This is a genomic window from Ruegeria sp. YTSA064 (genome assembly GCF_059610325.1).
Genome location: NZ_JBXWNK010000003.1, coordinates 181,229 through 194,233, shown reverse-complemented (window position 1 = coordinate 194,233; position 13,005 = coordinate 181,229). Strand labels below are relative to the sequence as shown.

At 56.0% G+C, this 13,005-nt stretch carries 16 protein-coding genes; 10 read left to right on the top strand and 6 right to left on the bottom strand.

The annotated features are described in order from the left end of the window. Positions 1-217: 217 nt before the first annotated feature. The 5 genes from urtE to urtA all read right to left on the bottom strand — a co-directional run bounded on the left by urtE (position 218) and on the right by urtA (position 6,181). The gene (gene urtE, locus AC2FI7_RS05790) at positions 218-913 is read right to left on the bottom strand and encodes an urea ABC transporter ATP-binding subunit UrtE (protein WP_010437463.1); all 696 of its coding nucleotides are present in this window, start codon (positions 911-913) and stop codon (positions 218-220) included. A gap of 3 nt (positions 914-916) precedes the next feature. Further along, on the bottom strand, positions 917-1,657 hold the full coding sequence (urtD, locus tag AC2FI7_RS05785; protein ID WP_010437462.1) for an urea ABC transporter ATP-binding protein UrtD: 741 nt from the start codon (positions 1,655-1,657) through the stop codon (positions 917-919). Further along, positions 1,654-2,883, bottom strand: a complete 1,230-nt coding sequence (gene urtC / locus AC2FI7_RS05780) for an urea ABC transporter permease subunit UrtC (RefSeq protein ID WP_010437461.1) — start codon at positions 2,881-2,883, stop codon at positions 1,654-1,656. The genes urtD and urtC overlap by 4 nt, the downstream gene beginning before the upstream one ends. 3 nt (positions 2,884-2,886) lie before the next feature. Continuing rightward, positions 2,887-4,839 (bottom strand): urea ABC transporter permease subunit UrtB, encoded by a 1,953-nt coding sequence (gene urtB / locus AC2FI7_RS05775; protein ID WP_010437460.1) that lies wholly within the window; start codon positions 4,837-4,839, stop codon positions 2,887-2,889. Between the two features lie 61 nt (positions 4,840-4,900). Beyond that, the gene (urtA, locus tag AC2FI7_RS05770) at positions 4,901-6,181 is read right to left on the bottom strand and encodes an urea ABC transporter substrate-binding protein (RefSeq protein ID WP_496816004.1); all 1,281 of its coding nucleotides are present in this window, start codon (positions 6,179-6,181) and stop codon (positions 4,901-4,903) included. Between the two features lie 396 nt (positions 6,182-6,577). On the opposite strand from urtA, the gene AC2FI7_RS05765 reads away from it, so the two are divergent. The 9 genes from AC2FI7_RS05765 to ureG all read left to right on the top strand — a co-directional run bounded on the left by AC2FI7_RS05765 (position 6,578) and on the right by ureG (position 12,031). Then, on the top strand, positions 6,578-7,393 hold the full coding sequence (locus AC2FI7_RS05765) for an urease accessory protein UreD (RefSeq protein ID WP_496816002.1): 816 nt from the start codon (positions 6,578-6,580) through the stop codon (positions 7,391-7,393). A gap of 1 nt (position 7,394) precedes the next feature. Next, positions 7,395-7,697, top strand: a complete 303-nt coding sequence (locus AC2FI7_RS05760; RefSeq protein WP_010437457.1) for an urease subunit gamma — start codon at positions 7,395-7,397, stop codon at positions 7,695-7,697. Positions 7,698-7,715: 18 nt separating this feature from the next. Further along, positions 7,716-7,877, top strand: coding sequence for a hypothetical protein (locus AC2FI7_RS05755; RefSeq protein ID WP_010437456.1), 162 nt, complete (start codon positions 7,716-7,718; stop codon positions 7,875-7,877). Continuing rightward, positions 7,874-8,206, top strand: a complete 333-nt coding sequence (locus AC2FI7_RS05750; protein WP_496816000.1) for an urease subunit beta — start codon at positions 7,874-7,876, stop codon at positions 8,204-8,206. Before AC2FI7_RS05755 ends, AC2FI7_RS05750 begins: the two co-directional genes overlap by 4 nt. Beyond that, positions 8,181-9,941 (top strand): urease subunit alpha, encoded by a 1,761-nt coding sequence (gene ureC / locus AC2FI7_RS05745; RefSeq protein WP_496815998.1) that lies wholly within the window; start codon positions 8,181-8,183, stop codon positions 9,939-9,941. Before AC2FI7_RS05750 ends, ureC begins: the two co-directional genes overlap by 26 nt. A 121-nt stretch (positions 9,942-10,062) precedes the next feature. Further along, positions 10,063-10,287: a hypothetical protein gene (locus tag AC2FI7_RS05740; protein ID WP_010437452.1), complete on the top strand. Its 225-nt coding sequence runs from the start codon at positions 10,063-10,065 to the stop codon at positions 10,285-10,287. Positions 10,288-10,315: 28 nt separating this feature from the next. Then, complete coding sequence (gene ureE, locus AC2FI7_RS05735) at positions 10,316-10,768, top strand: urease accessory protein UreE (RefSeq protein WP_010437451.1); 453 nt, start codon at positions 10,316-10,318, stop codon at positions 10,766-10,768. After that, positions 10,752-11,405 (top strand): urease accessory protein UreF, encoded by a 654-nt coding sequence (locus tag AC2FI7_RS05730; RefSeq protein WP_010437450.1) that lies wholly within the window; start codon positions 10,752-10,754, stop codon positions 11,403-11,405. The genes ureE and AC2FI7_RS05730 overlap by 17 nt, the downstream gene beginning before the upstream one ends. Continuing rightward, positions 11,402-12,031 (top strand): urease accessory protein UreG, encoded by a 630-nt coding sequence (gene ureG, locus AC2FI7_RS05725; protein ID WP_010437448.1) that lies wholly within the window; start codon positions 11,402-11,404, stop codon positions 12,029-12,031. The genes AC2FI7_RS05730 and ureG overlap by 4 nt, the downstream gene beginning before the upstream one ends. A gap of 22 nt (positions 12,032-12,053) precedes the next feature. Here the strand turns inward: ureG and AC2FI7_RS05720 are convergent, their stop codons facing one another. Then, positions 12,054-12,299 carry a hypothetical protein gene (locus AC2FI7_RS05720; RefSeq protein WP_260024477.1) on the bottom strand — a complete coding sequence of 82 codons (246 nt, stop codon included), beginning with the start codon at positions 12,297-12,299 and terminating at the stop codon, positions 12,054-12,056. Between the two features lie 262 nt (positions 12,300-12,561). Between AC2FI7_RS05720 and AC2FI7_RS05715 the strand changes: the two genes are divergently transcribed. Beyond that, on the top strand, positions 12,562-12,843 hold the full coding sequence (locus tag AC2FI7_RS05715; protein ID WP_010437446.1) for an HlyU family transcriptional regulator: 282 nt from the start codon (positions 12,562-12,564) through the stop codon (positions 12,841-12,843). Positions 12,844-13,005 lie beyond the last annotated feature (162 nt).

Genomic DNA, 13,005 nt, shown 5'->3' with positions numbered 1-13,005 from the left:
GATTGGTTTCATAGTCTTTCTCCTTTCTCGGATCAGCGGGGTTCATCTGATCGTGAGTACTTGCCCTTCAAGGCAGGAGACATCGAACGACGGGATTTCGGAAGAAAATATAGTTTCAATTGAACGTGTTCAAAGGATCAAACCATATCCCGAGCCTAAATTAAGCCAAGTTTTGCGTTTCATTCTTCAACCCTGAAACAAATTTCGGGTATCAGCGCTAGACTGTTACGGCTTGCAACAACCTATCGCGTGTCACGTTTTCCCTGGTGCCGTTGATTAGGACTTCTCCGCGTCGCAACGCGATAAATCTGTCGGCAAGGTCATAGGCAAAGTCAAAGTATTGCTCCACTAGAATGATTGCCATTCCGCTCTTGGTTCTGAGGTGCCGGATGACTTCGCCTATCTGTTGGATGATGTTGGGCTGAATACCTTCGGTCGGCTCGTCCAACAGCAGTAGGCGTGGTCGCGTTATCAGTGCCCGCGCGATTGCCAATTGTTGTTGCTGACCACCAGAAAGGTCACCTCCGCGCCGGTTTTGCATCTGCTTGAGAACCGGGAACATGTCAAAAATTTCATTTGGAATGAAATGCTCGCTGGCTGGCAGACAGGCGTACCCCGTTTCAAGGTTTTCGCGAACTGTGAGCAAAGGAAATATCTCGCGACCTTGTGGAACATAGGTCACACCTTTCCATGCCATTTGATGAGCAGGCAGAACGCCCAAAGTTTCCCCGTCCAGTTCCAGATTGCCAGCCGAACGCGGATGCGTACCTGATATTGCCTTCATCAGGCTGGTTTTCCCGACACCATTGGTCCCCATGACGCAAGTCACTTCACCTTGTCTGGCTTCCATGGAAACTCCGTTGAGGATTTGCGAATGCCCATAATGTAGAGTCAGATCAGTCAGCTTCAGCATTGTTTAGCGCCCTAGATATACGTCGATGACGTCCTGGTTCGATGTCACGTGATCAAGACTGCCTTCAGCCAAGACGGACCCTTCGTGTAAAACCGTGACTTTGCAATTCAGGCGCCGGACAAATTCCATATCGTGTTCCACCACGACAACGGCACGGGTTCTGGCGGCTTGTAACAACAAGTCGGTGGTGTGTTCGCGCTCCTGCGGTGTCATGCCGGCGGCAGGTTCGTCCACCAGCAAGAGTCGTGGCTCTTGGGCCAGCAACATGCCAATTTCCAGCCATTGTTTTTGACCGTGGCTCAGTTCACCAGCCTTGCGGCTTAGGTCATGATGCAGGCCGATTTCGACGGCCAGATCTTCAACTTTCTGCAAATCGTCAGTGGAGGTTCGATAGAAAAGCACACGAAGCCAGCCACGTTTGTTCTGAAGCGCCATCAGCAGATTTTCGTGCACGGTCTGGTCTTCGAAAACCGTTGGTTTCTGAAACTTCCGCCCGATCCCAGCCTGCGCAATTTTTGCTTCGGAAAGTCCCAATAAAGATAGGGATTTCTCTCCCCAGATGACACGCCCTTCATCGGGCCGGGTTTTACCTGTGATGATATCCATGAATGTGGTCTTGCCTGCCCCGTTTGGGCCGATCACGACGCGAAGCTCGGCCTCGCCGATCTGGAACGACAAGTTGTTGATAGCACGAAAACCGTCGAAAGTGACCGAAACGCCGCTAACTTCAAGCAAAGTGCTCATTCGATGGCCTCCTTCTCTCGCAGGGCTCCGTCATCCGGTCCCAGATTCGCTCCATGCCTGTCCGGGTGGCGGCGGTCGGTCCACAAGTCGAACAATCCTCCGATGCCCTGCGGGGCGAATAGCGTAACCAACACGAAAGTTACGCCCAATAGCACCTGCCACCAGTCGACCCATTTGATCGTGTAAAATCCAAGCGGAATATCCGGGGCCTGCCCGCCCGTGAACCACGTACTCAGAAGGCTGACAAAAGCTGCTCCAATCACCGCGCCGTACAAGCGGCCCCGTCCACCGATGGCGACCCAGACGGCCAGATAGATCGAGGCGATCGGGGCCATTTCCTCGGGGTTGATGATGCCTGCTTGCGGGTAATAGAGCGCACCTGCAATGGCCGCGATGCAGGCGGTAAGAGTGAAGACAGCCAGTTTGTAGACCTCGACCGAGTAGCCAAGGAACCGCACTCGCGCCTCGTTATCGCGGATGCCACGGATAACCGATCCGAACTTGCCCGACACAAGCCACACGACCAGCATATAGCCCAGCCCCAAGGCCAGCGCCGAGGCCCAGAGGAACCAGATCGACACCACGTCCTGCGAGGTGGTGACACCTGGCAGGTTCTGCAGGCCGGACAAGCCGTTATTACCGCGCAATCCGCTGTCGTTCTGGAACAGGTACAGGGCCAGTGCCAACGTCATCGCCTGTGTCAAGATCGATAGGTACACACCGGTGACGCGGCTCCGGAAGGCCAACCATCCGAAGATCAGCGCCAGAAGACCGGGGACTAGCACAATCAGGATCAGTTGCAGTGTCAGGCTATGGGAAAACGCCCAGATCAACGGAAATTCCGACGATCCGACAACGCCAAAGATTTGTATGCCGATGGCGTCCACCACCTCGGCTGAAGTCGGTGGAATTTCGGCCTGTCCCAGCGAGTCGACCACGATCAGGCGGGTGCGTTCGTACATCAACCACATGCCGATCATGTAGCCCCCCAGCCCGAAGAAGGCGAAGTGACCTAGCGACAGGATGCCGGTGAAGCCCCAGACCAGATCCATCGCCACTGCGATCAGGCAGAGGCACAGGGTCTTGCCCAGCGTTTTGACGAAACTGGTCGAAATTACGCCGATCCCGAACCCTTCGGACAGGATCGTCACGCCCAGGGTAAACAGAGACAGGATCGCCAGAAAGACCAGCACCGAGGGGTTCTTGGCGACAAAGCTACGATCCATGGCTCAATCCCCCGCGGCGCGACCTTTGAGGGCGATGATGCCCCGCGGCCGGAATTGGATGAAAATGATGATGAAGATGATTATGTAGGTTTGGGCCGCGAGAGTGTTCGACGGGTTCATCCACTCGATCCCTTTTTGCAGAAAGCCGATCATTCCGGCACCCGCCAGCGCACCCCAAATATTGCCGACGCCGCCGACAACCACGGTCATGAAGCTTTGAACGATATAGTCGCTGCCCAAGTCCGAGGTGACCTTAGCGAACAGACCAATCGCAACCCCGGCGATCCCGGCGATACCCGAGCCCAATCCGAAGGTCAGCATATTCACGCGCCCCGGATTGATCCCCATCGACCCCGCCATACGCGGGTTCTGCGTCACCGCGCGCATCTCAAGCCCCAACCGGGTGCGTTTCATGATGTACAAAAACAGCCCCAGAAAGATCATCGCCAGCACAAAGATCGCGATGCGAATGTAGCTTATCGAGACCACATCGTTCAGCACCCACGCCCCATCCAACCATCCGGGTGCGGTCAGTGGGCGGGCCTGCGTTCCAAAGATGTTCTTGGCCAGTTGTTGCAGCGCAATCGAGATACCGAACGTCGCCAGCAGCGTCTCGAGAGGACGGGCATAAAGCCAGCGGATCACCAGCCGCTCCATCGCGACGCCCATGGCGAAGGTTACGGCAAAGGCCATCGGAATGGCGACGATGACCGACAGCGTATGGTTGGGAATGAACTGCTGCACCACGTAGCCGGTATATGCGCCCATCATGATGAACTCACCATGGGCCATGTTGATGACGCCCATCACGCCGAAGGTGATCGCCAGGCCGATGGCGGCGAGGAAATAGATCGACGCCAGAGAAATCGCGTCCAGCGTCAGGTCGAGGGTCTGGTTCAGGCCGACCTTCAACTCAATCTGCTCCAATGCATGCGCGGCGGCGGCGGTCACGTCGGGCGAAGGCTCCGCGTAGGTATCAAAGAACACATGCGCGGCAAGTGCTGCATCGATGTCGGCTTCCGTGATCAAGGCCGGGACGGCCCCGGCCTCAGCCAATGCCTCATACGCCTGCGCGCGGGCAGCGGCGGAGCTCAGTTGCGCAACCGGAACACCCTCCACGCGACCTCGGTCGATATTGGCGGCCAGAGCGGCGCGAATGTCGTCTGCCGAAACACGCGGTGCGACCAGATCGCTGGCAACCAGCAGATCATAAGCCGCGTCGCGCGACAGGTCATCCGAGTCGGGTTGCAGCACGGCGGCGATATTCATGTCCGAGGGCAGCGTGGCAGCGGCCTGTCGGTTGGTCACTACCAAAGGGTTCAGGGCCGCGCGAACATCGACGCCCAGATCGTCGGACATCTCTTCAATCGCAGCCACACGCGCGCCGGTATCGGTGTCATACCCAATGGTCAACAACCGTTCCAACCGCTGCTTCTGCGCCTTCAAATCCGCATCGGGTTCGTCGTCAATTGACGCGCGAAGTGGATCCAACAATTCCCCCTCGGGATCGCGTTGGATGGATTGCAACGCAGCCTGTCGCCGAGCGCGGTCTGGATCGGTCAACTGGAACTGCACCAAAGCCGTTCCGATCATCGCGCGGATACCGCTGTTGGGTTTCAACTGCTTAAGCTCGGTTTTCTCGAACGTGCCGACGACTTCTCCGGTGTCGAAGTCGGTCAATTCATACGACCGCCCCTCACCTTTCTGGCCAGAAAAGAACAGACCGTCAGACTTGCGCATCCACATATTCTTGGCGGCCCACGTCTCAAGCATCACTTGCGCCTGAGGCAAGCCGCTCGATGCAATTGCATCGATCGCTGGTTTGATCGTCTTGCGCGAGCTTTTGGCGATGATCTCCTGATGTTCTTGCAGGATCGGTTGCAGATCGGCCTCTTGCGCGTTGGCGGTCAGGCAGGCGCACAGAATTGCGAGGCCCGCAAGGAATAGTCGTACCATGTGGTGAAACCCGAATGTCTCTTGTGGCAAGGCGGGCGAACAAACCCGCCTTGCGTGTCGGTTAGTAGTTCGACAGGGTCTGAACGCAGGTTTTGGTCTCGGTGTTGTACATACCGCAACCCAGCTCTTTCCAATCCGAGACCAGCACCGCCGACTCCGGCAGGAAGTCGGTCCAGGCGTCACCAGGCACGACGTCGGTTTCGCTGACTATATCGAACTGACCGTCTTCCTGAATTTCACCGATCAAAACAGGTTTCGCCAGGTGGTGGTTCGGCAACATGACCGCAGTGCCACCAGTCAAGTTCTGGAATTCTTGCCCGTACATCGCCGCGCGTACAGCATCAACTTCGGTCGAACCGGCCTCGGTCGCGGCGTTTACCCACATGTTGAAGCCGATGTAATGCGCTTCCATCGGATCGTTGGTCACGCGTTCATCACCCATGGTGGCTTTCCATGTCTCAACGAACTCTGCGTTGACGTCAGTGTCGGCCGACTGGAAGTAGTTCCAAGCGGCAAGGTGACCGACGAGGTTCGTGGTATCCAGACCGGACAGTTCTTCCTCACCGACCGAGAAGGCCACGACCGGAATGTCATCTGCCGACACACCAGCCGCTGCCAGCTCCTTGTAGAAGCCGATATTGGCGTCACCATTGATGGTCGAGATCACACCGACTTTCTTGCCATCCGCGCCCAGCGCGACCACGTCAGCCACGATCTTGGACCAGTCGGAATGGCCGAAAGGCGTGTAGTTGACGAAGATATCGTCATCAGCAATACCCTTCTGCTTCAGATAGCTTTCAAGGATATTGTTGGTAGTCCTGGGGTAGACATAGTCCGTGCCGAGCAGAGCGAATTTCTCGACCCCCAGTTCCTCCAGGAAATAGTCGGTCGCAGGGATCGCCTGCTGGTTCGGGGCCGCTCCGGTGTAGAAGACGTTTTTCGAGCTTTCTTCACCCTCATACTGTACCGGATAAAATAGAAGGCCGTTCAGTTCTTCGATCACCGGCAGGACTGACTTACGACTGACCGAAGTCCAGTTGCCAAAAATCACATCAACTTCATGCACAGTCAGAAGCTCACGCGCTTTTTCCGCGAACAAAGGCCAGTCCGATGCGGGATCCACTACAACGGCCTCAAGCTGCTTACCCAACAAACCGCCCTTGGCGTTTTGTTGATCGATCAGCATTAGCATCGTGTCTTTCAGCGTCGTTTCCGAGATTGCCATCGTACCCGAGAGCGAATGCAGTACTCCGACCTTAATAGTGTCTTCGGCCGACAGCGCAGCGGTGGCCATGGCAGCAAATACTACTGATCCGGCGAGCGTGGATTTGAGCGATTTCATCTAATCCTCCTGGCGAGGCCAGCAGAGAAGGCTTGCGCAATTGCGCATTCTTCATCTACCTGATCCCCGCAACTGTTGTTGCGTTCCGTGTGGCGGTTGTGATCGAGGTCCAATTCGCGCAGCCGTCACACACCCTACGAATTCTTTCCGCGGTGGCACCCATACGGTTTCTGCATTGCAGCATATTTGGCAACGTACGTTTGCCTCAATTCTGGAAATCAGTGAGATGTGCCCATTTTTTGATCTCACGCTGACACCACTGTCTAAAATTTAGCCACACGACATGGAAATATACAGATTTCGACACTGTAGATTAGAGTTCCGACGCCTCAACAGAGAAACAAGTGGCACGATCCGACGCTCTAAAGGTGCCCTATTACACAAGCTGCAGTCATATTGCCCACGCACAGCGCGGTGCCGCCACGTGCTGCAGGTGCCGTCAGCCTGAGCACCAAGAAACTGGGCAAAAAGACGGTGCTGGACACGTTTCACCAGTCCGGGTCATTTAAATGCCTGTTTCCCAGAACCACGACATCTGATCTTGATGCGGTTCTCCTAAATACTGCAGGCGGCGTAACCGGAGGGGATTCGTTCCGATTTTCTGGCAAGGCAGCGGAAGGTACGGCGCTGACCTTGACAACCCAAGCCTGCGAGCGGGCCTATAAGGCCCAACCCGCCGAATGTGGCCAGATAACCAATCTTTTGACAGCCGGCGCTGGGGCTCGTCTGAACTGGTTGCCGCAAGAGACCATTCTGTTCAATGGCAGCGCATTGGATCGACGCCTCAGGATCGATATGGTGCCGGATGCCGAGATGCTGATGGTCGAGCCGCTGATCTTCGGTCGCGCCGCCATGGGTGAAACGCTGACCAACATTCGTTTGCGCGACCGGATTGAGATTCGGCGCGCAGGGATGCCAGTGTTTTTGGATGCGATTCGATTCTCTGGTGACTGGCACAAGCATTTGTCCCGGCCGCATATTGCGAACGGCGCGGGAGCGATGGCGCTGATCGTCTTTGCGTCGAAGGCAGCCGAGGGTCATCTGGATTCTGTTCGCCAATTGCTGCCCGAGGACGCCGGGGCGACCCTGCTCGGCAGTGACCTGCTCGTCACGCGGGTTCTGGCCGAAAACAGCTTTACCCTTCGCCGGACGTTAATTCCGGTTCTTCGCAAACTGAACAAAGACACCCTCCCCCGATGCTGGATGCTCTGACATGAACCTGACACCTCGTGAAAAAGACAAACTGCTGGTCGCCATGGCCGCCGAGGTCGCCCGCAAACGGCTGGACCGCGGCGTCAAACTGAACCACCCCGAGGCTATCGCCCTGATCACCGACGCCGTGGTCGAGGGCGCGCGCGACGGCCGTTCAGTCGCCGACATGATGCAGTCCGGGGCTGAAGTGATCACCCGCGACCAATGCATGGAAGGCGTGCCCGAGATGATCCACGAGGTGCAGGTCGAAGCCACTTTCCCGGACGGCACCAAGCTTGTGACTGTTCATAACCCTATTCGTTAAACTTCAGAGGAGTTTCCCATGTACCGCATGCTTTTTCCCGCTCTTATTCTGGCTAGTCCGGCCGTGGCCCATTCGGACACCCATGTTCACGCTCATAGCAGTGACTATGCCCTGCTTGCAGCAGGGCTAGCATTGATCGCGGTCATCGCCATCACGGTGATAATGAAGCTGCCAAAATGACCCCCGGTGAGATCATACCCGCCGAGGGTTCACTGACGCTCAACGCAGGACGCAGCAGTCGTCTTGTTTTTGTCGCCAATACCGGTGATCGACCCGTGCAGGTCGGTAGCCATTACCATTTCGCCGAAGCGAACTCCGCCTTGGATTTCGATCGCTATGCAGCATTGGGGATGCGATTAGACATCCCGGCAGGTACTGCCGTGCGATTTGAGCCGGGTCAGACTCGCGAGGTTATTCTGGTGCCATATGACGGGCGCCGTCACATCTACGGTTTCAATATGCACATCATGGGGGCTTTGAAAGATGCCGGGCAAGATCAACCGGAGTGACTATGCCTCCATGTTCGGCCCCACGGTCGGCGACAAAGTACGATTGGCAGATACGGATCTGATAATCGAGGTCGAGAAAGATCTGATTGTTGAGCGCGCAACGGCTGCCCGTTTCAGCGAAACCGGCCACCGCGAAGACGTTTACGGGGAAGAGGTCAAGTTCGGCGGTGGCAAAGTCATTCGTGATGGGATGGGGCAATCTCAGTTCACGCGAGCCGAAGGGGCGGTGGATACGGTGGTCACCAACGCGCTGATCGTCGATCACTCCGGCATCTACAAAGCGGATGTGGGGTTGAAAGGAGGGCGTATCGCCAGGATCGGCAAGGCTGGGAACCCCGACACTCAACCCGGCGTGGACATCATCATCGGTCCCGGTACCGAGATCATTGCAGGCGAAGGTCGCATTCTGACCGCAGGTGGGTTCGACAGTCATATCCACTTCATTTGCCCGCAACAGATCGAAGACGCGTTGCATTCCGGCTTGACCACCATGCTGGGTGGCGGCACCGGTCCGGCGCATGGAACGTTGGCGACCACCTGCACCCCTGGCCCATGGCATATCGGGCGGATGATGCGAGCGGCTGATGCTTTTCCGATGAATCTAGCGTTTGCAGGCAAGGGCAATGCCTCGCTGCCCGCAGCTCTTGAAGAGCAGGTCAAAGCCGGTGCCTGCGCTCTGAAGCTGCACGAGGATTGGGGCACCACCCCTGCCGCCATCGACTGCTGCCTGTCGGTGGCAGACGCGATGGATGTACAGGTTATGATCCACACCGACACACTCAATGAATCAGGCTTTGTCGAAAACACCGTGGCGGCCATAAAGGGTCGCACAATCCACGCCTTCCACACCGAAGGTGCGGGCGGTGGCCACGCCCCGGATATCATCAAGATCTGCGGCGAGAACCACGTTCTGCCGTCTTCGACGAACCCGACGCGGCCCTTCACCGTGAACACGGTCGAGGAACATCTGGATATGCTGATGGTCTGTCACCACCTCGACAAATCCATCCCCGAGGACGTGGCCTTTGCCGAAAGCCGTATCCGGCGCGAGACGATTGCGGCCGAGGATATCCTGCATGACATGGGCGCATTCAGCATTATCGCGTCAGACAGTCAGGCCATGGGTCGGGTCGGAGAGGTTTTGATCCGCACGTGGCAAACCGCGGACAAGATGAAGAAACAGCGCGGGCGTCTGCCCGAAGAAACCGGTGAGAACGACAACTTTCGCGTCCGCCGCTATATTGCGAAATACACCATCAACCCGGCCATTGCACATGGCCTGAGCCACGAGATTGGTAGTATCGAAGAAGGCAAACGCGCTGACCTTGTCCTTTGGAACCCGGCCTTCTTCGGTGTGAAGCCCGAGATGGTTCTGCTGGGCGGCACCATAGCCTGCGCGCAGATGGGCGATCCCAACGCGTCGATCCCTACACCGCAGCCGGTTTATAGTCGCCCAATGTTTGGCGCTTACGGACGGTCGGTGGAAAACTCGGCGATCACATTTGTCTCGCAGGCGGCCCATGCGGATGGGATCGGTGATACACTGGGATTGGCAAAGCAGACCCTCGCCGTCCAAAACACGCGTGAGATCGGCAAGCAGGATCTTCTGCTGAACAACGCGACGCCGCATGTCGAAGTTAACCCCGAAACCTACGAGGTCCGGGCAGATGGCGAACTGCTAACCTGCCAACCCGCCGAAACGCTGCCCATGACACAGCGATACTTTTTATTCTGATCAAAAAGTGTGCTGCGTTGCGGCACATGCAAGGCAGAAATGACCAAACAAGCTCTACTAAGTGAGGCCGACATGACAAATACTAAACCCCATGGGAGGACCACCGTTTACGAGGGTTCAAATGGCACACTCAGCAACACAGACAAACTCACGCTTTTCGCTGCCCAGTCTGATCGCATCCATCGGGTCATCCATCTACTCGGCTTTGATCAGCGTGGCCCAAGCCCAATCGCGTGTCAGGCAAGTCGAATTTCTGCAGTCGCTGAGCGACGAAGAGCTGAAAAACCGTGGTCTGACGCGCGAACGGATCGTGCATCGGGTCTTTGCGGATTCGATCTGGCTCTAATCGTTCCCAATGCAGAGGAGGCGGTGGCATGACCGCCCTGCTCTGCACCGCCCGCCAATATTCGGATCACACACACGGCGATCCGACAGACTGCTTGTCTTTGACTTATGATGACCGCTTTTTACGCCGCAAGGTTCTTACCTGTGAAAGTGGCGAGCAGATCCTCATCGATCTGGCACAAACGACCTCATTGAACCACGGCGGCGCGTTAATCTTGGATGACGGTCGCGAAGTGGAAATACAGGCTGCACCCGAAGCTTTGCTGGAGGTAACTGCCCCGGACCTGACACGCATCGCATGGCATATCGGCAATCGCCATACGCCTTGCCAGATCGAAAAGGATCGCCTGTTGATCCAGGTCGATCACGTTATCCGAGACATGCTTTTCAAAATAGGGGCTACCGTGCGAGGGGTGCACGAGCCGTTTACCCCCGAAGGCGGAGCCTATGGCCACGGCAGGACCCATGGCCACACCCACTGACGCCGACATCCTGACGCTGACACAATGGTTGTCACCCGCCTATCCTGTGGGGGGATTTGCCTACTCTCACGGGCTTGAGGCAGCGATTGACCGGGGAACTGTCGCGAATTCTCAAGAAACCGAAGCCTGGATTTCAGATGTGCTGGAAAATGGCTCTGGGTGGAATGATGCTCTGTTCGTCGTGGCGGCCTTCAATGCGCTGGACAAAGATGAATTGATCAACGTCGATGTCACGGCGCGGGCTTTTTGCGCGACATCCGAAAGGCTCATTGAAACCGATTTGCTGGGACAGGCCTTCGGAAATGTCACCAAAGGTGTCTGGGAATTGGACCTTGGACAGTTCACCTACCCTGTCTCGATTGGACGGGCCGCAAGACTACAAAACCTTCCCTTGCTGTTGACGACCAAGATGTTTCTGCAAGCATTCGCAAGCAACCTTGTCGCATGTGCGACGCGCCTTGTGCCACTGGGACAGACTGATGCTCAAAGGCTGATCCGCCAGCTGACACCGCTGTGTTCCCAGATTGCTGAAAGAGCACAAAAGGCAAGTTTGGACGAGTTAAGCTCTACCACGTTTTTGGCGGACATCGCGTCCATGAAACACGAAACACAATATTCGAGGATATTCCGCACATGACGAGTATGAACGGCCCGCTTCGCGTAGGTATTGGTGGTCCGGTAGGCGCCGGAAAAACCACTTTAACCGCCGCCTTGTCTGAGGCGTTGCGCGATGTCTGCTCGGTGGGCGTTATAACCAACGACATTTATACGCAGGAAGATGCCGAAGCGCTAATGCGCATGCAGGTCCTGCCGCGGGACAGGATCATCGGCGTCGAAACGGGTGGTTGCCCGCATACAGCAATTCGCGAAGACGCCTCGATCAATTTGGCCGCAGTCGCCGAAATGCAGACACGTCATCCGGATCTCGACGTTGTCTTGATTGAAAGCGGAGGTGACAATCTTTCGGCCACATTCAGCCCAGAACTGGCGGATCTGACCATCTACGTGATCGACGTCGCCGCTGGCGAGGAAATCCCCAGGAAAGGCGGGCCGGCGATTACGAAATCGGACATCCTTGTAATCAACAAGACGGACCTTGCGCCGCATGTTGGCGCTTCGCTAGAGGTTATGGAACGTGATGCGCAAAGAATGCGTAAAGGACGGCCCTTCTTGTTCTCGTCACTTCGCCACAGAAGCGGGGTCGACGAAATTGTGGATCTGCTTGTGAAAGGGGGAGGTTTAGAGGTTTCGAAAGCGAGTTAGTCCCTGGGACGAAGAGACCAGGTTATCGATGCCCAAACCAGATTGGAGAAACCGAAAGCACGATCATCATTTTCGTATTTGTCTGGATGTTATTTTCTGTTTTTTGTTTGAAGGCAAACTGCAAACGAAATTCACCACGGCATTTTTGACAAAATTGGTAAGCAAAGTCTTTTCCTTGCCCCTCTTGTTGCGTATCCCAGTTATCAATAACCAGCGCATCAATTGGCAGGTTTTCGCAACCATTGGATGACTGGCGGCGCCACAACAAACTGTGGTCATCTTTGAATGGGTGTTATGTGAACCGCCTTCTGATTGAGTGCTGGTCGATCAGTGGGATCTTCGCAAATGGTGGCTGTCTCGCAGACAAATCCTGCTTGATTCCTGCAATGACTGGGTGCTCTAGGTGCTTCGGGTTGGCAGCGAGAGTACAATTGGATCGAGAAACCGGTGAATCAACCACGCAGCGCGCTTCAACCCCGTCCCGAGCAGCGTTAGTCTCTGATCCGAGCAACGCTGAAAGGAGGCGGTCCGTGTCACTCTTTACAAAACTCTTCGGCGGCGGCGAAAAATCGAATCCTGAGCCGGTCGGATACAAAGGATTCGATATCTTCCCCGACCTGATTGCCGAAGGTGGCAAGTATCGCCTTTCGGCCCGTATTGAAAAGACCATCGACGGAGATCGCAAAACTCATGCGGTGATCCGGGCGGATGTCTTTGAAAGCCGAGATCAGGCTGAGAGCTTCAGCATCACCAAGGCAAAGCAGGTGATTGACGAGCAGGGCGAACGCATTTTTGATACAGTAATCCGGTAGCTGTTTTGCCCGCAATGCGATCGACGATTAGCATGTGATCTGCGTTTGGCGGGCGACACACCCCCGGCTTTGTCCGCAAAGCAGCAATTAACAAAGATCCAATCGAACGTCAGCGCTGAACTGTTTCTGCACCTCTGCTGACAGCGGGACTTTGATATGCTA

What these genes read in the sequence shown, in the direction of transcription:
- urtD (WP_010437462.1), bottom strand. Translation starts at nt 1,657, where the DNA reads ATGAGCACTTTGCTTGAAGTTAGCGGCGTTTCGGTCACTTTCGACGGT.
- urtA (WP_496816004.1), bottom strand. Translation starts at nt 6,181, where the DNA reads ATGAAATCGCTCAAATCCACGCTCGCCGGATCAGTAGTATTTGCTGCC.
- urtC (WP_010437461.1), bottom strand. Translation starts at nt 2,883, where the DNA reads ATGGATCGTAGCTTTGTCGCCAAGAACCCCTCGGTGCTGGTCTTTCTG.
- AC2FI7_RS05750 (WP_496816000.1), top strand. Translation starts at nt 7,874, where the DNA reads ATGACCCCCGGTGAGATCATACCCGCCGAGGGTTCACTGACGCTCAAC.
- urtE (WP_010437463.1), bottom strand. Translation starts at nt 913, where the DNA reads ATGCTGAAGCTGACTGATCTGACTCTACATTATGGGCATTCGCAAATC.
- AC2FI7_RS05760 (WP_010437457.1), top strand. Translation starts at nt 7,395, where the DNA reads ATGAACCTGACACCTCGTGAAAAAGACAAACTGCTGGTCGCCATGGCC.
- AC2FI7_RS05730 (WP_010437450.1), top strand. Translation starts at nt 10,752, where the DNA reads ATGGCCACACCCACTGACGCCGACATCCTGACGCTGACACAATGGTTG.
- ureE (WP_010437451.1), top strand. Translation starts at nt 10,316, where the DNA reads ATGACCGCCCTGCTCTGCACCGCCCGCCAATATTCGGATCACACACAC.
- AC2FI7_RS05740 (WP_010437452.1), top strand. Translation starts at nt 10,063, where the DNA reads ATGGCACACTCAGCAACACAGACAAACTCACGCTTTTCGCTGCCCAGT.
- ureG (WP_010437448.1), top strand. Translation starts at nt 11,402, where the DNA reads ATGACGAGTATGAACGGCCCGCTTCGCGTAGGTATTGGTGGTCCGGTA.
- urtB (WP_010437460.1), bottom strand. Translation starts at nt 4,839, where the DNA reads ATGGTACGACTATTCCTTGCGGGCCTCGCAATTCTGTGCGCCTGCCTG.
- AC2FI7_RS05755 (WP_010437456.1), top strand. Translation starts at nt 7,716, where the DNA reads ATGTACCGCATGCTTTTTCCCGCTCTTATTCTGGCTAGTCCGGCCGTG.
- ureC (WP_496815998.1), top strand. Translation starts at nt 8,181, where the DNA reads ATGCCGGGCAAGATCAACCGGAGTGACTATGCCTCCATGTTCGGCCCC.